General features: G+C 61.1%; 27 protein-coding genes. 14 read left to right on the forward strand and 13 right to left on the reverse strand.

Annotated elements, in window-relative coordinates; translation table 11 throughout:
• Positions 1–17: 17 nt before the first annotated feature.
• The gene (locus tag ACU688_RS10915) at positions 18–299 is read left to right on the forward strand and encodes a GNAT family N-acetyltransferase (RefSeq protein WP_448184702.1); all 282 of its coding nucleotides are present in this window, start codon (positions 18–20) and stop codon (positions 297–299) included.
• Between the two features lie 65 nt (positions 300–364).
• Here ACU688_RS10915 and ACU688_RS10920 read toward each other — a convergent pair whose 3' ends face one another.
• Together ACU688_RS10920 and ACU688_RS10925 are read right to left on the reverse strand one after the other, a co-directional pair.
• Positions 365–1,441 carry a 3-deoxy-7-phosphoheptulonate synthase gene (locus tag ACU688_RS10920; RefSeq protein ID WP_124527136.1) on the reverse strand — a complete coding sequence of 359 codons (1,077 nt, stop codon included), beginning with the start codon at positions 1,439–1,441 and terminating at the stop codon, positions 365–367.
• Positions 1,442–1,571: 130 nt separating this feature from the next.
• The gene (locus ACU688_RS10925; protein ID WP_448184703.1) at positions 1,572–2,006 is read right to left on the reverse strand and encodes a PilZ domain-containing protein; all 435 of its coding nucleotides are present in this window, start codon (positions 2,004–2,006) and stop codon (positions 1,572–1,574) included.
• Between ACU688_RS10925 and ACU688_RS10930 the strand changes: the two genes are divergently transcribed.
• From ACU688_RS10930 to cysB, 5 genes are all read left to right on the forward strand, one after another.
• Positions 2,005–2,391, forward strand: a complete 387-nt coding sequence (locus ACU688_RS10930) for a YbbN family protein (protein WP_448184704.1) — start codon at positions 2,005–2,007, stop codon at positions 2,389–2,391. The two genes, ACU688_RS10925 and ACU688_RS10930, sit on opposite strands and share 2 nt — an antisense overlap.
• A complete protein-coding gene (locus tag ACU688_RS10935) occupies positions 2,388–3,341 on the forward strand; it encodes a putative 2-dehydropantoate 2-reductase (RefSeq protein WP_448184705.1) in 954 nt (317 codons plus the stop codon). Before ACU688_RS10930 ends, ACU688_RS10935 begins: the two co-directional genes overlap by 4 nt.
• A gap of 15 nt (positions 3,342–3,356) precedes the next feature.
• Positions 3,357–4,274: a 5'-nucleotidase gene (locus ACU688_RS10940; protein ID WP_448184706.1), complete on the forward strand. Its 918-nt coding sequence runs from the start codon at positions 3,357–3,359 to the stop codon at positions 4,272–4,274.
• A gap of 71 nt (positions 4,275–4,345) precedes the next feature.
• Entirely contained in the window at positions 4,346–4,846 is a 501-nt protein-coding gene (locus ACU688_RS10945; RefSeq protein WP_448184707.1) for a universal stress protein, read from the forward strand.
• 103 nt (positions 4,847–4,949) lie between these two features.
• Positions 4,950–5,924: an HTH-type transcriptional regulator CysB gene (cysB, locus tag ACU688_RS10950; RefSeq protein WP_017734418.1), complete on the forward strand. Its 975-nt coding sequence runs from the start codon at positions 4,950–4,952 to the stop codon at positions 5,922–5,924.
• A gap of 127 nt (positions 5,925–6,051) precedes the next feature.
• Here the strand turns inward: cysB and ACU688_RS10955 are convergent, their stop codons facing one another.
• Together ACU688_RS10955 and ACU688_RS10960 are read right to left on the reverse strand one after the other, a co-directional pair.
• A complete protein-coding gene (locus ACU688_RS10955; RefSeq protein ID WP_448184708.1) occupies positions 6,052–6,534 on the reverse strand; it encodes a GreA/GreB family elongation factor in 483 nt (160 codons plus the stop codon).
• 5 nt (positions 6,535–6,539) lie between these two features.
• Positions 6,540–6,908 carry a hypothetical protein gene (locus ACU688_RS10960; RefSeq protein WP_448184709.1) on the reverse strand — a complete coding sequence of 123 codons (369 nt, stop codon included), beginning with the start codon at positions 6,906–6,908 and terminating at the stop codon, positions 6,540–6,542.
• 132 nt (positions 6,909–7,040) lie between these two features.
• On the opposite strand from ACU688_RS10960, the gene earP reads away from it, so the two are divergent.
• Both earP and ACU688_RS10970 read left to right on the forward strand, forming a co-directional pair.
• Positions 7,041–8,174, forward strand: a complete 1,134-nt coding sequence (gene earP / locus ACU688_RS10965; protein WP_448184710.1) for an elongation factor P maturation arginine rhamnosyltransferase EarP — start codon at positions 7,041–7,043, stop codon at positions 8,172–8,174.
• Positions 8,175–8,223: 49 nt separating this feature from the next.
• Positions 8,224–8,796, forward strand: coding sequence for an elongation factor P (locus tag ACU688_RS10970; RefSeq protein WP_064451538.1), 573 nt, complete (start codon positions 8,224–8,226; stop codon positions 8,794–8,796).
• Between the two features lie 64 nt (positions 8,797–8,860).
• Here the strand turns inward: ACU688_RS10970 and ACU688_RS10975 are convergent, their stop codons facing one another.
• The 3 genes from ACU688_RS10975 to ACU688_RS10985 all read right to left on the reverse strand — a co-directional run bounded on the left by ACU688_RS10975 (position 8,861) and on the right by ACU688_RS10985 (position 11,057).
• Positions 8,861–9,280 (reverse strand): organic hydroperoxide resistance protein, encoded by a 420-nt coding sequence (locus ACU688_RS10975; RefSeq protein ID WP_448184711.1) that lies wholly within the window; start codon positions 9,278–9,280, stop codon positions 8,861–8,863.
• A 293-nt stretch (positions 9,281–9,573) separates the two neighbouring features.
• The gene (locus ACU688_RS10980; RefSeq protein WP_448184712.1) at positions 9,574–10,026 is read right to left on the reverse strand and encodes a MarR family winged helix-turn-helix transcriptional regulator; all 453 of its coding nucleotides are present in this window, start codon (positions 10,024–10,026) and stop codon (positions 9,574–9,576) included.
• Positions 10,027–10,106: 80 nt separating this feature from the next.
• The gene (locus tag ACU688_RS10985; protein ID WP_448184713.1) at positions 10,107–11,057 is read right to left on the reverse strand and encodes a LysR family transcriptional regulator; all 951 of its coding nucleotides are present in this window, start codon (positions 11,055–11,057) and stop codon (positions 10,107–10,109) included.
• Positions 11,058–11,164: 107 nt separating this feature from the next.
• On the opposite strand from ACU688_RS10985, the gene ACU688_RS10990 reads away from it, so the two are divergent.
• Positions 11,165–11,914, forward strand: a complete 750-nt coding sequence (locus ACU688_RS10990; RefSeq protein ID WP_448184714.1) for a sulfite exporter TauE/SafE family protein — start codon at positions 11,165–11,167, stop codon at positions 11,912–11,914.
• Here the strand turns inward: ACU688_RS10990 and ACU688_RS10995 are convergent.
• A complete protein-coding gene (locus tag ACU688_RS10995) occupies positions 11,904–12,785 on the reverse strand; it encodes a LysR family transcriptional regulator (protein WP_448184715.1) in 882 nt (293 codons plus the stop codon). The genes ACU688_RS10990 and ACU688_RS10995 overlap by 11 nt on opposite strands.
• Before the next feature lie 70 nt (positions 12,786–12,855).
• Here ACU688_RS10995 and ACU688_RS11000 point away from each other — a divergent pair, with 70 nt between their 5' ends.
• Positions 12,856–13,050: a DUF1127 domain-containing protein gene (locus ACU688_RS11000; RefSeq protein WP_448184716.1), complete on the forward strand. Its 195-nt coding sequence runs from the start codon at positions 12,856–12,858 to the stop codon at positions 13,048–13,050.
• Between the two features lie 45 nt (positions 13,051–13,095).
• Positions 13,096–14,325: a winged helix-turn-helix domain-containing protein gene (locus ACU688_RS11005; RefSeq protein WP_448184717.1), complete on the forward strand. Its 1,230-nt coding sequence runs from the start codon at positions 13,096–13,098 to the stop codon at positions 14,323–14,325.
• Between the two features lie 130 nt (positions 14,326–14,455).
• Here ACU688_RS11005 and ACU688_RS11010 read toward each other — a convergent pair whose 3' ends face one another.
• The gene (locus ACU688_RS11010; RefSeq protein ID WP_124527722.1) at positions 14,456–15,802 is read right to left on the reverse strand and encodes a class II 3-deoxy-7-phosphoheptulonate synthase; all 1,347 of its coding nucleotides are present in this window, start codon (positions 15,800–15,802) and stop codon (positions 14,456–14,458) included.
• A gap of 124 nt (positions 15,803–15,926) precedes the next feature.
• Between ACU688_RS11010 and ACU688_RS11015 the strand changes: the two genes are divergently transcribed.
• Positions 15,927–16,682, forward strand: coding sequence for a spermidine synthase (locus ACU688_RS11015; RefSeq protein WP_448184718.1), 756 nt, complete (start codon positions 15,927–15,929; stop codon positions 16,680–16,682).
• Positions 16,683–16,803: 121 nt separating this feature from the next.
• Here ACU688_RS11015 and ACU688_RS11020 read toward each other — a convergent pair whose 3' ends face one another.
• Positions 16,804–17,595, reverse strand: coding sequence for a crotonase/enoyl-CoA hydratase family protein (locus tag ACU688_RS11020; RefSeq protein WP_448184719.1), 792 nt, complete (start codon positions 17,593–17,595; stop codon positions 16,804–16,806).
• A gap of 423 nt (positions 17,596–18,018) precedes the next feature.
• On the opposite strand from ACU688_RS11020, the gene ACU688_RS11025 reads away from it, so the two are divergent.
• On the forward strand, positions 18,019–19,692 hold the full coding sequence (locus tag ACU688_RS11025) for a DEAD/DEAH box helicase (RefSeq protein WP_017734403.1): 1,674 nt from the start codon (positions 18,019–18,021) through the stop codon (positions 19,690–19,692).
• Between the two features lie 185 nt (positions 19,693–19,877).
• Here the strand turns inward: ACU688_RS11025 and ACU688_RS11030 are convergent, their stop codons facing one another.
• Positions 19,878–20,645: a DODA-type extradiol aromatic ring-opening family dioxygenase gene (locus ACU688_RS11030; RefSeq protein WP_448184720.1), complete on the reverse strand. Its 768-nt coding sequence runs from the start codon at positions 20,643–20,645 to the stop codon at positions 19,878–19,880.
• Positions 20,646–20,748: 103 nt separating this feature from the next.
• Between ACU688_RS11030 and ACU688_RS11035 the strand changes: the two genes are divergently transcribed.
• Entirely contained in the window at positions 20,749–21,399 is a 651-nt protein-coding gene (locus ACU688_RS11035) for a thiopurine S-methyltransferase (protein ID WP_448184721.1), read from the forward strand.
• A gap of 82 nt (positions 21,400–21,481) precedes the next feature.
• On the opposite strand, the gene htpX is transcribed toward ACU688_RS11035, so the two are convergent.
• Entirely contained in the window at positions 21,482–22,369 is an 888-nt protein-coding gene (gene htpX / locus ACU688_RS11040; protein WP_124525376.1) for a protease HtpX, read from the reverse strand.
• A 304-nt stretch (positions 22,370–22,673) separates the two neighbouring features.
• On the reverse strand, positions 22,674–23,885 hold the full coding sequence (locus ACU688_RS11045) for a pyridoxal phosphate-dependent aminotransferase (RefSeq protein WP_017734399.1): 1,212 nt from the start codon (positions 23,883–23,885) through the stop codon (positions 22,674–22,676).
• Positions 23,886–23,961: the final 76 nt, after the last annotated feature.

A 23,961-nucleotide genomic window follows, 5' to 3' on the forward strand; every position in this document is an offset into this window, starting at 1 on the left:
ACCCGCGAGGAGTAGTGATGAGCGAGGCGTTGTCCATCCACCATGACCAGGCTGGTCATCAGTTCGAGACCAATGTGGACGGTCATCGTGCCTACCTGACCTACATGGACCTCGGGAAGCAGACCCTGGATATCTATCGGACCTTCGTGCCCAACGCACTGCGCGGCCGGGGTATTGCAGCGGCGCTGACCGAGGAAGCCCTGAAGTTTGCCGAACAGTCCGGCTACACGGTGATCCCGTCCTGCTCCTATGTCGAACGCTACATGGAGCGTCACCAGCGCCATGCCGCGAAGCTGTAAGGCATAAACCAGCAGCATGAAAAACGCCGGGCTTAGCCCGGCGTTTTTGTGTGCGCAGTGCGGGTTCAGGTGCGTTTGCGTTTCGGCAAGACGTCCTTGAGCTTGGCATGCATGCTGCGCAGGGTGTTTTCGGTGGCCGCCCAGTCGATGCAGGCATCGGTGATCGACACGCCGTACTGCAAGTCGGCCAGGTCTTTTGGAATGGCCTGGCAACCCCAGTTCAAGTGGCTCTCGACCATCAGGCCGATGATCGACTGGTTGCCTTCCAGGATCTGGTTGGCGACGTTTTCCATCACCAGCGGTTGCAGGGCCGGGTCCTTGTTGGAGTTGGCGTGGCTGCAATCGACCATGATGTTCGGCTTGATCTTGGCCTTGTTCAGCGCCTGTTCGCACAGGGCCACGCTGACCGAATCATAGTTGGGCTTGCCGTTGCCGCCACGCAGGACCACGTGACCGTAGGCGTTGCCTTTGGTGGTGACGATGGACACGCCACCTTCCTGGTTGATCCCCAGGAAACGGTGCGGGCTGGAGACCGATTGCAGCGCGTTGATCGCCACGGTCAGGCCGCCGTCGGTGCCGTTCTTGAAGCCCACGGCCGACGACAGGCCGGACGCCATTTCGCGGTGGGTCTGGGATTCGGTGGTGCGTGCGCCGATGGCCGACCAGCTGATCAGGTCTTGCAAGTACTGCGGGGAGATCGGGTCGAGGGCTTCGGTGGCGGTGGGCAGACCCATTTCAGCCAGGTCCAGCAGCAGCTGACGGCCGATGTGCAAGCCGTCCTGGATCTTGAACGAGTCGTCCAGGTACGGGTCGTTGATCAAGCCTTTCCAGCCGACGGTCGTGCGCGGTTTCTCGAAGTAGACGCGCATGACCAGGTACAGGGTGTCGGACACTTCCGCCGCCAGCACCTTGAGGCGCTCGGCGTACTCGTGGGCCGCCTTGAGGTCGTGGATCGAGCAAGGCCCGATGACGACGAAGAGGCGATGGTCGGTGCCGTCGAGAATCTCACGGATGACTTCGCGGCCCTTGGTGACGGTCTGCAGGGCAGCGTCGCTCAGGGGGATTTCGCGCTTGAGCTGATCGGGCGTGATCAGGGTCTCGTTGGATTCGACGTTTAGGTCATTGATCGGTAAATCAGCCATCGTTTACTCGTCAGGGTCACGGGTGCCGGCCGCCAGCCATCCCCGTGCGGCGGAGCACAGCATGATTTGAATGCAGGGGGGAGGAACCTTAGCGCGTAACACGGGCCCGCGACAATGGGCAAAGCCCGCTTTAATCCAGCGCTGGCGCCACAAAGGCCTCATGGGAGAACTCGACGGCATGGCGCGACACCCACTCGCGCGCCAGGGCTTCGAATTGTTCGGGCGTTGGTTCGGCGTCTTCGTGCTGGCGGCAATAGCGCTCTATCCGGCATGCTTGCTCACCCATCCGCGCACCAAACAGGGCGTGCTCATCGGTAAACGAGATGCCGATGCGGTAGCCGTCCGCGACCTTGCGGCACCATGCCACGTAGCCCGGATAACACGCGCTGGGCCCGAGGGAGGGAATGTGCAGGTCAACGGCCGTACCCTGGCGCCAGGCGCGCGGCCACTGGCAGGCGATGCCGCCCAGGCCGATCGTGAGCAGGCGTTGACGGGGAATGGCGGGGGAGGGACGTTGTGTTAACTCGACAGCGACATCATCAGGGTGAGGTAAAAAACGACCCATGTACACGGACTCCGAGCACCGTCCTGTTGACGGCGGCAGCAGCAGTATAGTGAAGGAACTGGAATTGACCGACCTGGATATTGACCAGCAATTGCTGGGATTGCCAGGCCTTTCTCTGCTGGTCTTCACCAGCGTAGGCTGTTCCAGTTGCCGTTGGGCACGCCAGCAGTTACCCGCTTGGTCACTGCCGGTGGACCGCGTGTGCTGGGTGGACGCCGGCCACAACGGCGGTGCGGTTGAACGCTACCAGATCTTTCATTTGCCGGCGTTGTTCGTGGCGTGCGAGGGTCAGTTCCTCGGGCAATTGCAGACGCGGCTTACAGCATCCGACCTTGCCGACAGCATCAAGCAAGCCCTTACCCGCATTCCAGAGGATCTGCCATGACCGCACCATCGCCACGCATTGGCATCATCGGCACCGGCGCCATCGGTGGTTTCTACGGCGTGATGCTGGCCCGTGCCGGCTTTGACGTGCACTTCCTGCTGCGCAGCGAGTACGCGGCAGTGAGCAAGCATGGCCTGCGCATCAATAGCAGCGTGCACGGCCCCTTGCATCTGCACCCGGTGCAGGCCTACGCCAGCGCCGCCGATATGCCACCGTGTGACTGGCTGCTGGTGGGCACCAAGTCCACCGGCAATGTGGACCTGGCTCCGACCATCGCCCAGGTCGCGGCGCCGGATGCCAAGGTGGTACTGCTGCAAAACGGCCTGGATGTCGAAGACAGCCTGCGCGAACACCTGCCGGCCTCGCTGCACTTGCTTGGCGGCTTGTGCTACATCGGCGTGCACCGCTCCGGGCCTGGCGTGGTTGAGCATCAGGCCCTGGGCCGGGTCAACCTGGGTTATCACAGTGGCACGGCGGCCAACGATGAAGCGCAGCAGCAGGCGATTGTCGAAGCCGGCGCGGCGTTGTTCCATCAGGCGGGGATCGAGTCCCAGGCCATGGCCAATGTGCATCAGGCGCGCTGGCACAAGCTGGTGTGGAATGTGCCGTACAACGGCCTTTCGGTGTTGTTGGGCACCGGCACGACAGCGATGATGGCCGATGAGTCCAGCCGCGAACTGATCCAGGCGTTGATGGCCGAAGTCGTGGCGGGCGCCCACGCCTGTGGCCATGAAATCCCCGCCAGCTACGCCGAGCAGATGTTCGCCATGACGGAAACCATGGACGATTACCTGCCCAGCATGTACCACGACCATGTCCACAAACGCCCGCTGGAACTGGCTGCCATCTACGCTAGGCCTTTGGCGGCTGCCCGGGCTGCCGGTTGCGAGTTGCCACGGATGCAGGCGTTGTATCAGGCGTTGAGTTTTATTGATCGGCATAACCGCTGATTCGGGGAGCATACAATGGCGAAGGGATTGGGCGACAAATTGGTGCTGGCGATTTCTTCGAGCGCCCTGTTTGACTTGAGCGACAGCCACAAGGTCTATCTGGCCCAAGGTGTGGAGGCCTATCGCAAATACCAGATCGAGCACGAGGAAGAAGTCCTCGCGACCGGCGACGCATTTGCGCTGGTCAAGAAGCTTTTGAGCCTCAACGCCAGCCTCGGTCGTGCCCGCGTTGAAGTGGTGCTGGTTTCGCGCAACAGTGCCGACACTGGCTTGCGGGTGTTCAATTCGATCCAGCATTACGGCCTGGATATTTCCCGCGCCGCTTTCGTGGGGGGGCGTAGTCCCTATCCTTATTTGGCGGCCTTCGGTTGCCATCTGTTTCTTTCAACCCATGCTGAAGATGTGCGCAGCGCCCTCGATGCCGGTTTTGCTGCCGCGACGATTTTGTCCGGCGGCCCGAACCGCGCGTGCAGCGACGAACTGCGCATCGCATTCGACGGTGATGCGGTACTGTTTTCCGATGAGTCGGAGCGCGTGTACCAGGCCGGCGGGCTGGAGGCCTTCCAGGCCAGCGAGCGGGAGTCGGCGCGCCAGCCGTTGCATGGCGGTCCGTTCAAGGGCTTTTTGGCGGCACTCAATTTGTTGCAACGCGAGTTCCCGGATGAAGCGTGCCCGATCCGCACCGCGTTGGTCACCGCCCGTTCGGCGCCGTCCCACGAGCGAGTGATTCGCACGTTGCGCGAATGGGATATCCGCCTGGATGAGTCGTTGTTCCTTGGTGGCCTGGAAAAATCCGCGTTCCTGGAAGCGTTTGCCGCCGATGTGTTTTTCGATGACCAGGCCGGTCATTGCGAGAAAGCCAGGGAGGTGGTGGCCACCGGGCATGTGCCCCATGGCATCAGTAATGAGGTGAGGAGTCAGACGCAGAGCTAAGCCAGTCGAAGTCGTTGATGCGCTGCTAAGCTCATTCAATCTCCGCCATCCTGGCAGTTCCAGGGGGTTCTATGATTCGTTCGATGCTGTACGCCACGGACCTCGGTCTGTACGCGCCTTATGTGATGCAACATGCACTGGCGTTGGCGCGAACGTTCAAGGCGGACTTGTATGTGATTCACGTGGTCGAGCCCATCGGGTTGTTCGCCGAATCGGTGTTGCAAAGCTACCTTGATGAGAAGGCCCTGAGTGAGTGGCAGAGCCAGGGGCTGACCACGGTCATGGCGACCATCGAGCAGCGGGTGCTGGACAGTTTTCGCGAGGAGTTGGGGGATGGCGAGCAAGACCTCAAGCTGATCCGTTCGGTACGGGTGATCCAGGGCGATCCGTGCGAGGTGATACTCGACCAGTTGCGTAAACTGTCCGTCGATCTGTTGATCGTCGGCAGTCATAGCCATGCAGCGGCGGCGGCCACACCGCTTGGACGCACCGCTGCGCGGGTGCTGCAACTGTCTACGGTGCCGGTTTACCTGGTGCCCTCGCTACAGCGTCGACGCAGTGATGACGCGTGAGGGTAGAAAACGATAAAAAGTTCTAGATTTATCTATCTAACCTTTAATATAGTTATATACCGTCGCTGATACCCGTGGCGTCTATCTGCTTTGAGGGATACATATGAAGCTTCAACAACTGCGCTACATCTGGGAAGTGGCGCACCACGACCTCAACGTTTCCGCTACGGCTCAAAGCCTTTACACCTCGCAACCCGGTATCAGCAAGCAGATCCGCCTGCTCGAAGACGAGCTGGGCGTTGAAGTGTTCGCCCGCAGCGGCAAGCACCTCACCCGTGTGACCCCGGCCGGTGAGCGCATCATCACCACCGCTGGCGAGATCCTGCGTAAAGTCGAAAGCATCAAGCAGATTGCCCAGGAATTCTCCAACGAGAAAAAGGGCACGCTGTCCATCGCCACCACCCACACCCAGGCTCGTTATGCATTGCCGCCGGTGATCCGCGACTTCATCAAGCAATACCCGGATGTGGCCCTGCACATGCATCAGGGTTCGCCGATGCAGATCGCCGAGATGGCCGCTGACGGCACCGTCGATTTCGCGATTGCCACCGAAGCCCTGGAGCTGTTCGGTGACCTGGTGATGATGCCGTGCTACCGCTGGAACCGTTGCGTGGTGGTGCCGCAAGGTCACCCGCTGGCCAAGTTGCCGAAGCTGACCCTGGAAGCCCTGGCCGAATACCCGATCGTGACGTACGTGTTCGGTTTCACTGGCCGCTCCAAGCTCGACGAAGCGTTCAGCCATCGCGGCCTCACGCCGAAAGTGGTGTTCACCGCCGCCGACGCCGACGTGATCAAGACTTACGTGCGCCTGGGCCTGGGCGTGGGTATCGTCGCCAAGATGGCGGTGGACACCAACCTCGATAAAGACCTGGTGGTGCTCGACGCCAGCGAGTTGTTCGAATCCAGCGTGACCAAAATCGGCTTCCGTCGCGGCACCTTCCTGCGTGGTTTCATGTGCGACTTCATCGAGAAGTTCGCCCCGCACCTGACCCGCGAAGTCATGGCCAAGGCGATCCAGTGCCACAACAAGCAGGAACTGGAAGAGCTGTTCGAAGGCGTTGAACTGCCCGTCCACTAACACCGCAAAGGCGAGGGGAGCTTCTGTGGCGAGGGAGCTTGCTCCCGCTGGGCTGCGAAGCGGCCCCAAGATATTGGGAGCGCTGCGCACTCCAGCGGGAGCAAGCTCCCTCGCCACAGAAGCTCTCTTATTTGGCCTCGGTAACCATAAAGTGTTGCCGGGCGCCCGCCACCAGAATCTCCACCTCATCACCTTCGAACTTGCCCAGCAGGCTTTTGCCCAGGGGCGAGCGCGGGGTGATGACGGTCACCGGTTGCCCCACCACATCCACCTTCAAGCCTGCGCCGTCCGGCGCGAGGAACAGCCATTGCTGGCGCCCGTTCTCGTCTTCCAGGCCCAGTAGCGCGCCAATCTCTATGCCACGCTGATCATCGTAGGCCCGCAGTGGCAGGTTCTGGCACAGCGTCAGCGCCTGCTTGATTTCCTCGACGCGCTTGGCTTGCCCGGCCGCGAGGTAGGACGCTTCCAGACCTAGGGTGTCGTACTTGTTCTCGGCGATGTTTTCTTCGTGGGTCGCGGTTTCGTAGGCGGTTTGCGCAGCGCGTTGGGCGATGTCGAGATCGACGCTGAGCTTTTCCAGGATCAACTGGTGGACGGCGTGTTTATTCATGGTCATCAATCGCAGAATTGCAGGACATTGGCCCGGGTCTTTTCGTTGGGGGCGTTCTGGTCCTGTTGCAGCCAGAACTGGCATTTTGGGTTGGACAGGTTGCGCGCATTGTTGCGGGCCTGGTCCAGGGTTTGTTGCTGTTCTTGCTTGTGCAGGTTCTGTTGATACTGCTCGAACATGCGGTTCGGCGGTTCGGGCGCCACGACCGTTGGCTGGCCCAATTGCTGCACGGCCTGGGCCACCGGCGCGAGGCTTTGCGGAAACAGATAGCGCGACGCCAGCCAGGCAGTCAGCGCAATGGCGACAAACCCCAGCCATACGCCAAACGCGATGGCAGCACAGAGCTTGAACAACGACAACGGACGATCAGACATGGCGGCCTCCTGGCAGGCATTTGCGGCGTGGCGGCGATTGTCGCACAGCCGCCATGCAGAATAATCGCGATCAAGTCTTCTGCATCGGCGCATTTATACGGACAATCGAGCCTTTAAGCGTTGGAGCCCGGAATGAAAGCCCGCTGGGATATTTTTTGCAGCGTCGTCGACAACTACGGCGACATCGGCGTGACCTGGCGCCTGGCCCGGCAATTGGTGGCAGAGCATGGCTGTGACGTGCGTTTGTGGGTCGATGACCTGCGCGCGTTCGAGCGCATGTGCCCCGAGATCGACGTACAGCTGGGCCAGCAATGGCAGGCCGGCGTCGAAGTGCGCCATTGGCCGGCCGAGTGGCAGGGCGCGGTAGCGGCGGATGTGGTGATTGCCGCGTTCGCCTGCCAACTGCCGCCTGACTATATGGACGCCATGGCCGCGCGCGAACGCCCGCCGTTGTGGATGAACCTGGATTACCTGAGCGCCGAGGATTGGGTCGTGGGCTGTCATCGGTTGCCCTCGGTGAAGTACAAGGGCGTGCAGAAGTACTTCTTCTTTCCTGGCTTCCGGCCGGGTACGGGCGGGCTGTTGCGCGAGGCCGGGCTGCTTGAGCAGCGTCTGGCGTTTCAGCAGGATGCGGCCGCGCAGCAACAATTCCTGCAAACCCTTGGCGTCTTTCCGGCAGCGGGTGCGCGGCTGATCTCGTTGTTTGCCTACGAAAACGCCGGGCTCGCCGCTTGGCTGGACGTGTTATCGACGGACGGGCGTACCACCCATCTATTGGTGCCGGAAGGGCGCATCCTCGGTGATGTGCAGCGCTGGCTGGGTGTCGAAGGGCTGGCGGTGGGTGACGTGCATCAGCGTGGGGCCCTGACGGTGCAGGTGCTGCCGTTTGTGCGCCAGGACCAATACGACCGCCTGCTGTGGTGTTGTGAGTTCAACGCGGTGCGCGGCGAAGACTCCTTCGTGCGGGCGCAATGGGCCGGCCGGCCGCTGTTGTGGCACATCTACCGGCAGGATGAAGACATTCACCTCGACAAGCTCGATGCGTTCCTGGCGCTGTACACCGCCGCCTTGTCGTCAGCGGCGCGGGCGGCAGTGATCGCGCTGTGGCAAGCCTGGAACACGGAGGGCGATATGGCACAACCGTGGAAAATGCTCATGGAGCACTGGCCGGAGGTCAGCCAGCACGCCGAATCCTGGTGTCTGGAACAGGCCTTGCAGGCCGATCTTGCGACGGCGCTGGTACAGTTTTATGAAAGTTGGATATGATACGCCACCTTGAATTTTGTAAATCCCATCCAAATTTCGGATATATGCAATGAAAACTGGTAAAGAACTGAAACCCGGTACAGTGATCCGTCTCGAAAACGACCCTTGGCTGGTTCAGAAAGCTGAGTTCACCAAGTCTGGTCGTAACAGCGCAATCATGAAGACCAAGCTGAAGAACCTGCTGACCGGTTACAAGACCGAGATCGTCTACAGCGCCGACGACAAACTGGACGACGTGATCCTCGACCGCAAAGAAGCGACCCTGTCCTTCATCAGCGGCGACACCTACACGTTCATGGACACTTCCGACTACACCATGTACGAGCTGAACGCTGAAGACATCGAAGCCGTTCTGCCGTTCGTGGAAGAAGGCATGGAAGACGTCTGCGAAGCTATCTTCTTCGAAGACCGTCTGGTTTCCGTAGAACTGCCGACCACCATCGTGCGTCAGGTTGACTACACCGAAGGTTCCGCTCGCGGCGACACTTCGGGCAAGGTGATGAAGCCTGCCAAACTGAAAAACGGTACCGAGCTGGCTGTTGCAGATTTCATCGAAATCGGCGACATGATCGAGATCGACACCCGTGAAGGTGGTTCGTACAAAGGTCGCGCCAAGAAGTAATTCTGGCCCCGCCGATACGAAAAAAACCCGACTAGCGTCGGGTTTTTTTATGGGCGTCTGTTTATCAGACCGTGACGTGCAGGCGCACATCCACATTGCCGCGTGTGGCGTTGGAGTACGGGCACACCTGGTGGGCCGCGTCGACCAGGCTTTGTGCGTCATCCTGCTCCAGGCCCGGCAGGCTGATGTGCAGGTCGATGTCCAAGCCAAAACCACCGGGGATTTGACCGATGCCGACGTGGGCAGTGATCGAAGCGTCATCCGGGATCTTGCGTTTGGTCTGGCTGGCGACGAATTTCAGCGCGCCGATAAAGCAGGCCGAATAGCCGGCGGCGAACAGTTGCTCAGGGTTGGTGGCCTGGCCACCGGCGCCGCCCAATTCCTTGGGAGTGGAGAGTTTGACGTCGAGGATGTTGTCGCTGGAAACCGCACGACCATCACGGCCGCCGGTGGCGGTGGCTACTGCGGTATAGAGAGTTTGCATGGTGTCGTCCTCTTGGGTGTGTAGCGCTAAATGTTTGCGCGCTAAGTAGTTGGTGAGGTGAATGTATAGCGCTAATGTTTTGCGCGCAAGATAAATTTATAAATTATTTCCTGCGAGATTTTTTTGCCACACCACAAAATCAAATGTGGGAGCTGGCTTGTCGGGTCGCCGCATCGCTGCGATAGCGGTATGTCAGTCGATAGGCTTTTGACTGATCTACCGCTATCGCGGGCAAGCCCGCTCCCACATTGATTGTTTCCACACTTCAGGTATTGGGTGGCTGGTCTACGGTGTCAGACGCTGGCTTGCAGGTTGCTGCGCAACGCGATCAGGTCTTCCTGCAACTTGCGCAACTGCTCCAACGCCAGGCCGCTGGCACCAAGGATGCACTGCGGAATGCCCATGGCTTTCTCCTGCAAGGCGCGCCCGGCGTCGGTTAATTCCACCACCACCACACGCTCATCCTCACGGCTGCGGGTGCGGCTCAGCAGCCCCTCAGCTTCCAGGCGCTTGAGCAGCGGGGTGAGTGAGCCCGGGTCCGTCAGCAAACGGTTGCTGATTTCGCCGACGGTCAAACCATCTTCTTCCCACAGGACCATCATGGCCAGGTATTGCGGATAGGTCAGGCCAAGGGCTTGCAGCAGCGGCTTGTAGACCTTGGTCATCAGCAGCGACGTGGAGTGCAGGGCGAAGCACAGCTGGTTATCTAGCATCAGGGATTCGCACGGGGCGGGATTTTTGCTCATGGGGGTACCTCGGAAAAGCGTCTATAGGCTGGAATCTAGCGGGCAAATGTTTAATGCGCCAGATAATTCTGGCCGCGCAGTCAGACCAAACCGCTCTGCAACGCCAGATCCCACGGCGGTACCGGGCTGAAACGGGTTTTCAGGTATTCCAGCAACAACCGGCTGCGGGCGTTGGGCTGTTGTTCCAGGCGCAGTGCGTAGATCCCGGTGGTCTCCGGGCTCGGCAGGCCGTCTTCGCAAAACAGCGGCACCAGTTCGCCGCGCACCAGGTATTCGCTGGCCAGCCACGTCGGCAGATGGGCGATGCCCAGGCCGGCCAAGGCGCCGGAGAGCAGGGCCTCGGCGTTGTTGGCGCTCATGCGGATGCGCTGCGGGCGGTAGGTGGCGCGGCGCCCGTCCAGTTCGAAACGCCAGGCGAACATCGGCGCCAGCCCATCCCAGTCGAGTCCGTCGTGGTCACTGAGTTCGCGCGGATGGCGCGGCGTACCGCGGCTTTTCAAGTAGGCCGGGCTGGCGCAGGCGATGCGCACGATACTCGCCAGCGGCGTGGCAATCAGCCGCGTGTCGACGATATGCCCGGCGCGCAGCACCAGGTCAACCTTGCCCAGGTGCGCGCCCTGCATATCCACAAAGCTGTCGATCAGATGCAGGTGCACATCCAGCCCTGGGTACACATTGAGGAAGTCAGCGATCACCGGCGCCAAATGCCGCCGCCCAAACGCGGCTGGCGCATCTACCCGAATCAAGCCTTCCGGCGCATGGCTCAGGGACACCGCTTCGGCCCGCGCCAACTGCAACTCACTGACAATCCGCCGCGCCCGCTCGGCAAACGCCAGGCCCGCCGGGGTTGGCACCACGGCGTGGGTGCTGCGCTGAAACAAGCGGCTGCCCACGGAATTTTCCAGGCTGTCGATACGCCGCGCGACCGCCGAGGGCGTCAGGGGATGACGGCGTGCGGCGGCGGAAAAGCTGCCGGTTTCCAGTACATCGAGAAACAGGCTCAATTGGTCGGTCAAGGTATTCGGGTTCATGGCAGGTGCTTATGCGAGATCGGCACAGCCATTGTGCGTTGCTGTGCGTTTCCGTGCTAGAGCGGACTGCGTAGCATGCAGGCCTTGGGATTGTGGAGTGGCCAGCTGTGTTGGATTTAGCGTTGTACCTGGTATTGGGCGGGGTCTTGGGCACGCTGGGTGGTTTGTTCGGCATCGGCGGCGGGCTGATTGCCATCCCGGTGCTGGGGGTGTTTTTCGGCCTGGACCAGCAGATCGCGCAAGGCACCGCCTTGGTGATGGTGGTGCCGAACGTGATGCTCGCGCTGTGGCGCTACCACCAGCGCAACCGTATTCAACTGCGCCATGCCCTGCCGTTGGGCATCATGGGGTTTTGCTTTGCGTGGCTGGGTTCGATCTGGGCGGTGGGCCTGGATGCGGGGGCGATGCGTATCGGTTTTATCGCCTTCCTTGTGGCGCTGTCGGCCTACAACCTGTTGCGCATGTTCACACGCAATGCGCCGCCGACGGTTGAGATGCGCTACTCCTGGCCATGGCTCGGTGTGCTGGGCGCGGCGTCCGGTTCCATGGGCGGTTTGTTTGGTGTCGGTGGGGCGGTGGTTGCGACGCCGGTGCTGACCAGCTTGTTCGGCACCACCCAGGTGGTCGCCCAAGGCCTGTCCCTGGCCCTGGCATTGCCCAGCACCGGCGTGACCCTGGTGACGTACGCCTGGCACCACGAAGTGGATTGGGTGATCGGCGTGCCCTTGGCGGTCGGTGGCTTGCTCAGTATCAGTTGGGGGGTGAAAGTCGCCCATGCCTTGCCGGAGCGGGTATTGCGCGGGCTGTTTTGCGGATTCCTGATCGTATGCGCGGTGATGCTGACCTTTAAAGTCTGAAGCCTTCGATGATGTAATCGGCCAGGCATGCGGTAATGGGCGAGGCCATCAGCGGGTTGCGCAGCAAGTGCAGGTTCATCGACGGCAGCGACGGGAACCCCTGCTCGCTTCCCAGCACGCGCAAGTCTTCGGTCACCAGGCTTTCCATGCTGACCATCACCGCCAGGCCGGCGTTGACCACCGCCTGGATCGCCGCGACATTGGAGCTGTGATACGCCAGGCGATAGTCGCGGCCGATGGCATCCAGTGCCGAGCAGGCCCACTGGGTGTAGAGGCAGTCCGGGCCGGAAATCGCCAGCGGCAAGGCCGCATGTTCATCTACGCAGAAACACGGCGCCGCCGCCCACACCATGCGTTCGGTGCGCAGCAATTCGCCTACTTCCTTGGTGGGTTCGCGGCTGATCACGGTCAAGGCCAGGTCGCGGCGCTGCATCAGCACCGTTGACGACTCGCAGTGCAGCTCAATCTGGATCAGCGGGTAGGCCTTGGAGAACTGCTTGAGAATCCCCGGCAGGAAGCGCATCACGTAGTCGTCCGGCGTGCCGATGCGCACCAGCCCGACCATATGTGGCTCGCGCAGGGTGTTGAACACCTCGCTGTGCAGTTTCAGGATGCGTCGCGCATAGCCCAGCAACACTTGGCCCTCGGGGGTCAGGCGCACCTGGCGGCCGTCGCGTTCGAACAGCTTGCGCTGTAGCACGTCCTCTTCCAGGCGTTTCATCTGCATGCTCACCGCCGACTGGGTGCGGTTGACCTGTTCGCCGGCGCGGGTAAAACCGCCCTGGTCGGCGATGGCGACGAAGGTGCGCAGTACTTCGGTGTCGATGCTGGGGTAGGCTGACAAATCATCAATCTCTGAGATGTATTGCATAAGAAACATTCGTTGGATTGATCTTAAGCTGGGTTACACACTTGCGCCATCCCCAAGGGAGGGCGAGAAGATGAAAGGTCAAAAAGGTTTTGTATTGCTGGCGAAGCGGCCATTTAGTGGCGTGCTGAATGCACTGGCCCGCTGGCAGGAGCGCCAGGTTTTGGCAGGTTTGAGCGATGACGCGCTCAAGGACATCGGGCTGCGCCGTGCGGATGTGGAGCGCGAGCGTCGCCTGCATGCGTGGCAAGATCCGCTGCGAAAATGAGTGCGGATGCAGTAGGGTGGTTGGCGCGCCCACACGGAGAGTCCCATGCCTGCCGACCTGTCTTTTTCACTTAAGCAAGCGCGCCGAATGGCGCTGGCGGCCCAGGGTTTTTCCGGGCGCCAGGCGCCGGCACAGATCAAGGCTGCGCACCTCAATCGGGTGATCGAACGCCTGGGTGTGTTGCAGATCGATTCAGTCAACGCCGTGGTGCGCTCGCACTACCTGCCGCTGTTTTCCCGCTTGGGCACCTATTCTGCGCAGATCCTCGAACAGGCCGCCTGGAGCCAGGGGCAGCGGCGCTCGCTGTTTGAATACTGGGGGCATGAGGCCTCGTTGCTGCCGATGGCGTTGTATCCGTTGATGCGCTGGCGCATGGAACGGGCACGGCAAGGGCAGGGGATTTACGCGCAGATGGCACGATTCGGGCGCGAGCAGCAGGCGATTATCCAGCGCGTGCTGAGCACTGTCGAACAACAGGGCGCCGTGGGTGCGGGCAGTTTGTCTACCCGTGAAGAACGCGCCGGGCCGTGGTGGGACTGGAGTGACGAAAAGCACGCGCTGGAATGGCTGTTCGCCGCCGGGCTGGTCACCGTGGCGGGGCGGCGCGGGTTTGAGCGCCTCTATGACCTGCCGGAGCGGGTAATCCCGAGCGAGTTCCTGCAAGCCCGCGTAGGCGAAGCCGAAGCGCTACGTGGTCTGTTGCTGCACAGCGCCACCGCCTTGGGCGTGGCCACGGAAAAGGACCTGCGCGATTACTTTCGCCTGGACCCCGCCGACAGTCGCAATCGTCTCGCGGAATTGGTGGAAGACGGCCAACTGCTGGCCTGCCAGGTGCAAGGCTGGAAGCATGCGGCGTACTGCCTGCCGGCACCGACAGTGCCGCGCAAAGTGCCGGCCAGTGCATTGCTGTCACCGTTCGATTCGTTGGTCTGGGAGCGCAGTCGCACGGAGCGGCTGTTCGATTTCCGTTATCGGCTGGAGATCTACACCCCGCAGGAGAAGCGGGTGTACGGCTACTACGTACTGCCGTTTTTGCACAACGAACGGATCGCCGCGCGTGTTGATCTGCGGGCTGAGCGCGCCAATGGCTGCCTTGCGGTACATGCGGTGCATGAAGAAGAGCCGGGGCTGGATGAGGAGGGGATGGTGGCGTTGGCGCTGAATTTGCGGCAGATGGCGGATTGGTTGGGGTTGGCGCGGGTGCAGTTGAATTGCCAGCGGGCGAGTGCGGTGCGGTTGAGGGTGGCAATGGTCAGTATAGGTGTCGGCCTCTAGGGCCCTATCGCGGGCAAGCCCGGCTCCCACAGGGGAATGCATTTCAGCAGGAACAATGCATTCCAATGTGGGAGCGGGCTTGTCGAACCGTCGCACCGCCGCGAAGGCGTCAGTGCAGGCAACCTGAATCTCAGCGCTTGACCTGCTTCAAGGTCTCGGCAATCAAAAACGCCAACTCCAACGACTGGTCCGCATTCATCCGCGGATCACAGTGGGTGTGATAACGGTCCGACAATCCATCCTCGGTAATCGGCCGCGCGCCGCCGATGCACTCGGTGACGTTCTGCCCGGTCATCTCGATATGAATCCCGCCGGCATAGCTGCCTTCAGCCTGATGCACCTGGAAGAACTCCTTCACTTCGCCAAGGATCTGCGCAAAGTCTCGGGTCTTGTAGCCGCTGCTGGCCTTGATGGTGTTGCCGTGCATCGGGTCGGAACTCCACAGCACCTGCTTGCCCTCGCGCTGTACGGCGCGGATGAGGTTGGGCAGGTGGTCGCCGACCTTGCCGGCGCCCATGCGCGCGATCAGGTTGAGGCGGCCGGGGTCGTTGTCCGGGTTGAGGATATCGATCAGGCGGATCAGGTCGTCGGGGTTCATGCTTGGGCCGACCTTGACCCCGATCGGGTTGTTCACGCCGCGCAGGAATTCGACGTGGGCGCCGTCCAACTGGCGGGTGCGGTCGCCGATCCACAGCATGTGCGCCGAGCAATCGTAGTAGTCGTTGGTCAGGCTGTCGCGGCGTACGAAGGCTTGCTCGTAGTTCAGCAGCAGCGCTTCGTGGGCGGTGAAGAAGCTGGTTTCGCGCAGTTGCGGCGAGCTGTCCATGCCACAGGCGCGCATAAAGGCCAGGGTTTCATCGATGCGGTCGGCCAGTTGGCTGTACTTCTCGGCCAGGGCGGAGTTGGCGATGAAGTCCAGGTTCCACTTGTGCACCTGGTGCAGGTCGGCAAAACCGCCCTGGGCAAAGGCCCGCAGCAAGTTGAGGGTGGCGGTGGACTGGTGGTAGGACTGCAGCAGGCGGTCCGGGTCCGGCACGCGGCTTTTTTCATCGAAGCCGATGCCGTTGACGATGTCGCCACGGTAGGCGGGCAGGGTGATGCCGTCGATGGTTTCATCGTTGGCCGAACGCGGCTTGGCGAACTGGCCGGCCATGCGCCCGACTTTCACCACCGGGCAGCCGGCGGCGAAGGTCATCACGATCGCCATCTGCAACAGCACCTTGAAGGTGTCGCGGATTTTCGCAGCGGAGAACTCCACAAAGCTCTCAGCGCAGTCGCCACCTTGCAACAGGAAAGCGCGACCCTGGGTCACTTCGGCAAACTGACGGCGCAACTCGCGGGCTTCCCCGGCAAACACCAGCGGTGGGTAGCTGGCCAGGCTCTGCTCCACTTGCAGCAAGTGTGCAGCGTCCGGGTACTGGGGTTGTTGCTGGATCGGCAGGGCGCGCCAGCTGTCGGGGCTCCAGGGTTGGCTCATCTTGAACTCGATTGGCTGATTGACGGTCGGGCGCCAATGTTATCAGCAATTAGTGCGTGACCTGTTGCCGCCGGTTGGCCGACAATCGCGCCTTTGCCGTGCGGTAAACCCTTTAGGAGTAGTGATGACCGAGGAGCGTGTCGAGCGCCTGTTGGCCGAAGTCCATGATGACTTCGGCATGATCCGTGTGCTCGAAGTGGCCGATTACCGTTTTCTCGAGTTTGGCGATGCCATCGAGCAAAGCTGTGTGTTCACCGCCGATCCGAGCTGGCTGGAGTACGACTACACCCGCGCGATGCTGATCGGTGCGTTGTGCCATGAGCAGCCGGAGAGCGCGCTGTTCCTTGGGCTCGGCGCCGGCACGCTGACCCAGGCGTGCCTCAAATTCCTGCCACTGGAAGATGTCGAGGCCATCGAGCTGCGCCCGGACGTGCCGCGCCTGGCCATTGAGTACCTGGGGCTGGACGATGATCCGCGCCTGTACATCCGCATCGGCGATGCCCTGCAATTGCTGGAGACCGCTGAGCCGGCCGACCTGATCTTCGTCGACTTGTATACGGATGTCGGCCCTGGCGTCGGGCACTTGGCCTGGACCTTCCTGGAAAACTGCCAGAAGAAACTCAACCCCGGCGGCTGGCTGGTGATCAACCAGTGGGCCACCGACGACGGCAAGCCTTTGGGTGCGGCGTTGCTGCGCGGGTTGTATCACCGGCATTACTGGGAACTGCCGGTGAAGGAGGGCAATGTGATCTTGCTGGTGCCTTCGGAGTTGGATCAGGAGCTGGATATGCAAGCGTTGACGGCGCGTGCCGAAGACTTGGCGCCGCGCCTGGGGTATTCGTTGCAGGCGTTGATCAAGGCTATCCGGCCGGCTACTTGATTGCCTGAGCGGGCCCCTTCGCGGGCAAGCCCGCTCCCACATTTGGACTGCATTCTCCTGTTGAAATGCATTCCCCCTGTGGGAGCGGGCTTGCTCGCGAAGAGGCCATCACTGCCGACGACTAAATACCCTTGAACACCCCCGGCCGCTTCTCCACCATCGCCAGCACACCTTCCTTGGCATCCTCGCTATTCAGCAGTTTATCCACCATCGGCTGCAGTGCGGCGGCCGCCACGGTCTCGCCCTCCATCCGCGCCAACCGCGCCGACATCAACGTCGCCTGCACCCCCAACGGCGCCTGCCGCGCAATACGATTGGCCAGCTCGATGGCGCGGGGCAGCAAGTCTTCACTGGCCATCACCTCCTGCACCAATCCCAGGCGCAGCGCCTCATGGGCATCGAACTCATCACCGGTGAGCAGCCAGCGCATCGCATTGCCCCAGCCGGCAATCTGATGAAAGCGCAATGTCGCGCCGCCGAACGGAAAGATCCCACGCTGCACTTCCATCTGCGCAAAGCGCGTGTTGCTCGCGCACAGGTTGATATCCGCCGCCAGCATCAATTCGATGCCGATGGTCAGGCAATAGCCCTGGGCCGCCACGATCACCGGTTTACTGACCCTGGGGCCGGCGAACACGCCCCACGGATCGCAGCCGCCCAACGGCGGTTGCCAGCCACCGGCCATCACGCTGCTGACATTCGCCAGGTCGAGCCCGGCAGTGAAGTGCTCGCCGTGGGCAAATACCACGGCCACCCGCGCCTCGGCATTTCGATCAAATTCGCCATACGCCAGGCTCAGCTCATTGAGCAGATCCAGGTCGAAAGCGTTGCGCTTGGTCACCCGGTCCAGGCCCAGCAGCAAGACATGGCCCTGCAATTCACGGCTGACGCGGCTGCTGCTGGCTGGATTCATCGGGGGTGCCCTCGGGCGCGGCAGAGGTTTCAGACCGAAGGGCCTGAAGGGTTGGGTGAACCGTTTAAGCGTTATGACCAGCAGGGCCGGGCCTTTGAAAAATAGACCCTGTGGCCGTTATCTGCAAAGACTGTGATGCAGCGCGGTTTATCGGCGCTTTGCGATAAAAAAAGCTCCCTTTTTCAGGTATTTCCGGTATAGTGCGCGCCGGCCTTTAACCGGGCCGCGTTTAGGTAGCGCAATTCCCCGAAGTCAGCTTCGGCTGCACGTCCGCACAGCGGACTCTTCCTTGACGAATCTTTTTTCTTTCATTCGTTTTCGCAAATCCCCGCCGACAAAGCAGCCAGGGCGACTCTTGAGTCTCAACACGGCATGCGCAGCTTTGGAGCATGGGTCTTTGCGGATGCACTTAGAGGCAGACCCATGACCCAGGAAACCGGCGGCTTCGCCGCTTTTAATCTTAACCCGAACATTCTTGCTGCCGTCATCGCGACTGGCTACGAAGAACCTTCGGCGATTCAGCAGCAATCGATCCCGATCATCATGGCCGGCAAAGACATGATTGGCCAGGCGCAAACCGGTACCGGTAAAACCGCCGCGTTCGCCCTGCCTATCCTGCACTGCATCGATCCTGCCAAGCGCGAGCCGCAAGCCCTGATCCTGGCGCCAACCCGTGAGTTGGCGCTGCAAGTAGCAACCGCTTTCGAAACCTACGCCAAGCAAATGCCTGGTGTAACCGTTGTGGCCGTTTACGGCGGCGCGCCTATGGGCCCACAACTGAAAGCAATCCGCAATGGCGCACAGATCGTTGTCGCCACGCCGGGCCGTCTGTGCGACCACCTGCGTCGTGACGAGAAAGTCCTGTCGACCGTGAACCACCTGGTTCTCGACGAAGCTGACGAAATGTTGAAGCTGGGCTTCATGGATGACCTGGAAGTCATCTTCAAGGCACTGCCACCGACCCGTCAGACCGTACTGTTCTCGGCTACCCTGCCACAGTCGATCCGTGCCATTGCCGAACGTCACCTGCGTGACCCAGAGCACGTCAAGATCCAGACCAAGACTCAGACCGTTACCGCGATCGAACAGGCTCACCTGTTGGTTCACGCTGACCAGAAGACCTCGGCTGTATTGAGCCTGCTGGAAGTCGAAGACTTCGACGCCCTGATCATGTTCGTACGTACCAAGCAAGCGACCCTGGACCTGGCCAGTGCCCTGGAAGCCAAAGGCTACAAAGCCGCTGCGCTGAACGGTGACATCGCCCAGAACCAACGTGAGCGTGTGATCGACTCCCTCAAGGATGGCCGTCTGGACATCGTTGTAGCGACCGACGTTGCCGCTCGTGGCCTCGACGTTCCACGTATCACCCACGTGTTCAACGTTGACATGCCTTACGATCCAGAGTCCTACGTTCACCGTATCGGCCGTACCGGCCGTGCCGGTCGCGAAGGTCGTGCACTGCTGCTGGTGACTCCACGTGAGCGCCGCATGCTGCAAGTGATCGAGCGTGTAACCGGTCAGAAAGTTGCTGAAGTCCGCCTGCCGGATGCACAAGCTGTTCTGGATGCGCGCATCAAGAAACTGACCAACAGCCTGTCGCCACTGGTAGCTGACGCTGAATCGACCCACGGCGACCTGCTTGACCGCCTGACCGCCGATATCGGTTGCACCCCACGTGCCCTGGCTGCAGCCCTGCTGCGCAAAGCAACCAACGGTCAAGCCCTGACCCTGGCTGCCATCGAGAAAGAACGCCCACTGGTTCCGAACAACGCGCCACGCGGTGATCGTCCAGAGCGTACTGGCGACCGTCCAGACCGTGGTGATCGTGAGCGTCGTGCTCCGGTTCCATTGGCTGAAGGCCGTGCTCGTTGCCGTACCGCGCTGGGCGCGCGTGACGGTATTGCTGCCAAGAACCTGCTGGGCGCTATCCTCAACGAGGGTGGCCTGGCACGTGAAGCCATCGGTCGCATCCAGGTTCGTGACAGCTTCTCCCTGGTGGAGCTGCCGGAAGACGGTCTGGAAAAACTGCTGGCCAAGCTGAAAGACACTCGCGTTGCCGGTAAGCAGCTGAAGCTGCGTCGCTACCGCGAAGATTGATCCGCCCCCGGGCTGATTGATCGCACATAAAAATCCCCGACTGGTTCGGGGATTTTTTTTGCCTGCTCAATCTAGGGTCAGCCCCAATCAGTGTGGGAGCTGGCTTGCCTGCGATAGCGGTGGTTCAGTCAGCACATTGGTCACTGTTACACCGCCATCGCAGGCAAGCCAGCTCCCACAGAGATTCAGCCAAACTGATAGATGTCCATCCCCAAGGCACCCATGGTGAAGCCCTGGTGCGCGATACTGAAATCCCCACCAGCGCCGCGCGCGAAGTACAGCGGCAACAGGTGCTCGTCACTCGGATGACTGCGCACGGCATGTGGCGCCTGACGCCGATAATCATGCAGCGCGCTTTCATCATCCGCCGCCAGCTTATCCACCACCCAGTCACGAAAATCCCGCGCCCACGGCTCGATGCTCTCCGGCCCGGCGTGCCAGTCCAGCTCGCCGAGGTTGTGGGTGATGCTGCCCGAACCGATCAGTAGCACGCCTTGCCCGCGCAGGCTGGCAAGCGCATGCCCGACCCGCGTCTGCAGGGCAGGGCCCATGCGGCTGGGCAGGGAAACCTGGACCACCGGAATATCGGCCGCCGGGTACATCAGTGATAACGGCACCCAGGTGCCATGGTCGAAGGGGCGACGCTCATCGATGCGCGCATTCAGGCCGTCGCTGTGCAGCAGCTCGACAATCTCGCCGGCCAACTGCGGGTCGCCGGGTGCCGGGTATTGCACCGCAAACAATTCACGCGGGAAGCCGCCGAAGTCGTGCCAGGTTTCGGGTGCGGCGCTGCCGCTGACCAACAGTTCATGGCTTTCCCAATGCGCCGAGACCACCACGATTGCCTTTGGGCGTGGCAGTTGCGCGGCCAAGCGCTGCAAGGCCGGGCCGCTGGCGCCGGGTTGCAGGGCGAGCATGGGCGAACCATGGGAGATAAACAGGCTAGGGAGCATAAGAAGGGTCCTGAGCGTTAATATGGGCCCATCTTCAATCAGATCATTGATCTAAATCTAATATAAGTTTTAGCGCTATTTGATCGAATTTTCGGGGTGATCCATGGAGCCTAAGTTTTGGCAGGAGCGCTGGGCGCGCAATCAGATCGGCTTTCACTTGCCCGAGGTCAACCCCTACCTGCAACGGCACTGGCCGTCGTTGGCCGCAGGCACCAGGGTGCTGGTGCCGTTGTGTGGCAAGAGCCTGGACTTGATGTGGCTGGCCAGCCAAGGTCTGCGGGTATTGGGCGTGGAGCTGTCGGAGCAGGCGGTTGAGGCGTTTTTCAGTGAGCAAAATCTGACGCCGCGAATCACCGAGCGGGGCGTATTCAAGGTGTATCAGGCGGATTCGATCGAGATCTGGTGCGGCGATTTCTTCGCCTTGGATGCCGAGGTGCTGGCGGATTGCACAGCACTCTACGACCGCGCGGCGTTGATTGCCTTGCCGCCGCTGATGCGGGCGAAGTACACCGAACATCTGAATACGTGGCTGCCATCAGGCTGCCAGGGTTTGTTGATCACCCTGGACTACGAGCAAGTGCAGAAGGCGGGCCCCCCGTTTGCGGTGACGGATGAAGAGGTGCAGCTGCTGCTGGGCGAGCACTGGGCGCTGCAGGTGCTGCAAGAGCAGGACATCCTGGGTGAGAGCTGGAAGTTTGTGCAGGATGGCGTCACGCGGCTTGAAGAGCGTGTGTATCAGTTACTCAAGCGCTGAATCGACTTGCCTGCGATGACGATATAAGCAGCCACAAAAAAGGGGCGATCAGATCGCCCCTTTTTGTGTCACCCGTGGCCTATCAGCCCCGACGACGCAGTGCGTCGATCCGCTCTTCCAGCGGCGGGTGGCTCATGAACAGTCGGGCAAAGCCCTGCTTGATGCCACCGTTGATGCCGAAGGCGGTCAGGCTGTCCGGCATGTGCACCGGCAGGCCTTGTTCGGAGCGCAGGTGTTGCAGCGCTGCGATCATTGCCCCGGTACCGGCCAGGCGGGCACCGGCTTCGTCTGCCCGGAATTCCCGTTTGCGCGAGAACCACATGGTGATCGCACTGGCCAGGAAGCCCAGTACCAACTCAGCGAAGATGGTCGCCACGTAGTAGGCAATGCCGCGGCCTTCTTCGTTCTTGAAGATCACCTTGTCGACAAAGTTGCCGATGATCCGCGCGAAGAACATCACGAAGGTGTTCACCACGCCTTGCACCAGCGCCAGGGTGACCATGTCACCGTTGGCCACGTGGCCGATCTCGTGGGCCAGTACCGCCTTCACTTCGTCATACGAGAAGCGTTCCAGCATGCCCTGGCTCACTGCAACAAGCGCGTCGTTCTTGTTCCAGCCAGTGGCGAAGGCGTTGGCTTCATAAGCCGGGAAGATCCCGACCTCAGGCATCTTGATACCGGCCTCGCGGGACAATTGCTCGACGGTCTGCAGCAACCATTGCTCATGCCGGGTGCGTGGCTGGGTGATGACTTGGGTGCTGGTGCTCATTTTCGCCATCCACTTGGAGATGAACAGCGAGAACAGCGAACCGGCAAAACCAAAGACCGCACAGAAAACCAGCAGCTGATTGAGGTTCAGGTCAACCCCGTTGGCCGCCATGAACCCGTTGAAGCCGAAAAGGCTCAGGGTGATGCTGGCAATCAGCACGACCGCCAGGTTAGTGGCCAAGAACAGCAGGATGCGCATCATGGTTGTAGAGTTCTCCTCATGCTTAATATGTCGCGTACTGCGGGGTATATAAGGTGCGGCATGGGGCTATTCAACCGGGCGACTATTTCAAACTGTGTCCTACAGCCTGAATGTAGAGCCTTGAAGGGATTTTCCGACCTGGAAAACCCCTCGTGATCGTCGCGCCCATGCCTTTGCGTCCCGTAATTATAGGGGGCTTACCGGTCCTTGGCAGGCAGTGACAGGGGAAGGAGGGCAAAGGGCAGAGAAGTGTTGCCAGATACTCGCTGTACGACCGAATGTCGCTCGCACAGCGCCATTGTCGTTACTGGCGATAGGACTTCAGGAAGTTGCCGATGCGACCAATGGCCATGTCCAGGTCATCCACACGCGGCAAGGTCACCACGCGGAAGTGATCCGGCCATGGCCAGTTGAATGCGGTGCCCTGGACCACCAGCAGCTTTTCCGACAGCAGCAGGTCGAGCACGAACTTCTCGTCGTTGAAGATCGGGCAGACTTTCGGGTCGATCCGGGGGAACGCGTACAACGCGCCCATGGGTTTCACGCAGCTGACACCGGGGATCGCGTTGAGCAGCTCCCAGGTGCGGTTGCGCTGCTCCAGCAGGCGGCCCTGGGGCAGGACCAGATCGTTGATGCTCTGGTAGCCGCCAAGGGCCGTCTGGATGGCGTGCTGGCTTGGCACGTTGGCACACAGGCGCATATTGGCCAGCATGTCGATGCCTTCGATGTAGCTCTGGGCATTGTGCTTGGGCCCGGAAATGGCGATCCAGCCGGAGCGGAAGCCCGCCACGCGGTAGGACTTGGACAGGCCGTTGAAGGTCAGGCACAGCAGGTCCGGCGCCAGGGAGGCGGTGCACACGTGCACGGCGTCGTCGTAGAGGATCTTGTCGTAGATCTCGTCGGAGAACACCACCAGGTTGTGCTGGCGTGCCAGTTCCAGCATGCCCAGCAGCACCTCTTTGGAGTACACGGCGCCGGTCGGGTTGTTCGGGTTGATGATCACCAGGGCCTTGGTGTTCGGGGTGATCTTGGCCTTGATGTCGGCCAGGTCCGGGAACCAGTCGGCGCCTTCGTCACACAGGTAGTGCACCGGGTGGCCACCGGCCAGGGTCACGGCGGCGGTCCACAGCGGGTAGTCCGGCGCCGGCACCAGCACTTCGTCGCCGTTGTTGAGCAGGGCCTGCATAGACATCACGATCAGCTCGGACACGCCATTGCCCAGGTAGATGTCTTCGATGCCGACGCCCTCCACCTGCTTCTGCTGGTAGTACTGCATCACCGCCTTGCGCGCGCTGAACAGGCCCTTGGAATCGCTGTAGCCCTGGGCGGTTGGCAGGTTGCGGATCACGTCCTGGAGGATTTCGTCCGGCGCTTCGAAACCAAAGGGCGCCGGGTTGCCAATGTTCAGCTTGAGGATGCGATGGCCTTCCTCTTCCAGGCGTTTGGCGTGCTTGAGCACTGGGCCGCGAATGTCATAGCAGACGTTGGCGAGCTTGTTCGATTTGCTGACCTGCATGGCGATGTGATCCTGAAAATGAACGATCCAGAAGGTAGGGGCACTACCGTACTGTGAATCCTGCGGGGCCCGCACC

The organism is Pseudomonas acericola (SeqCode) (assembly GCF_053456465.1).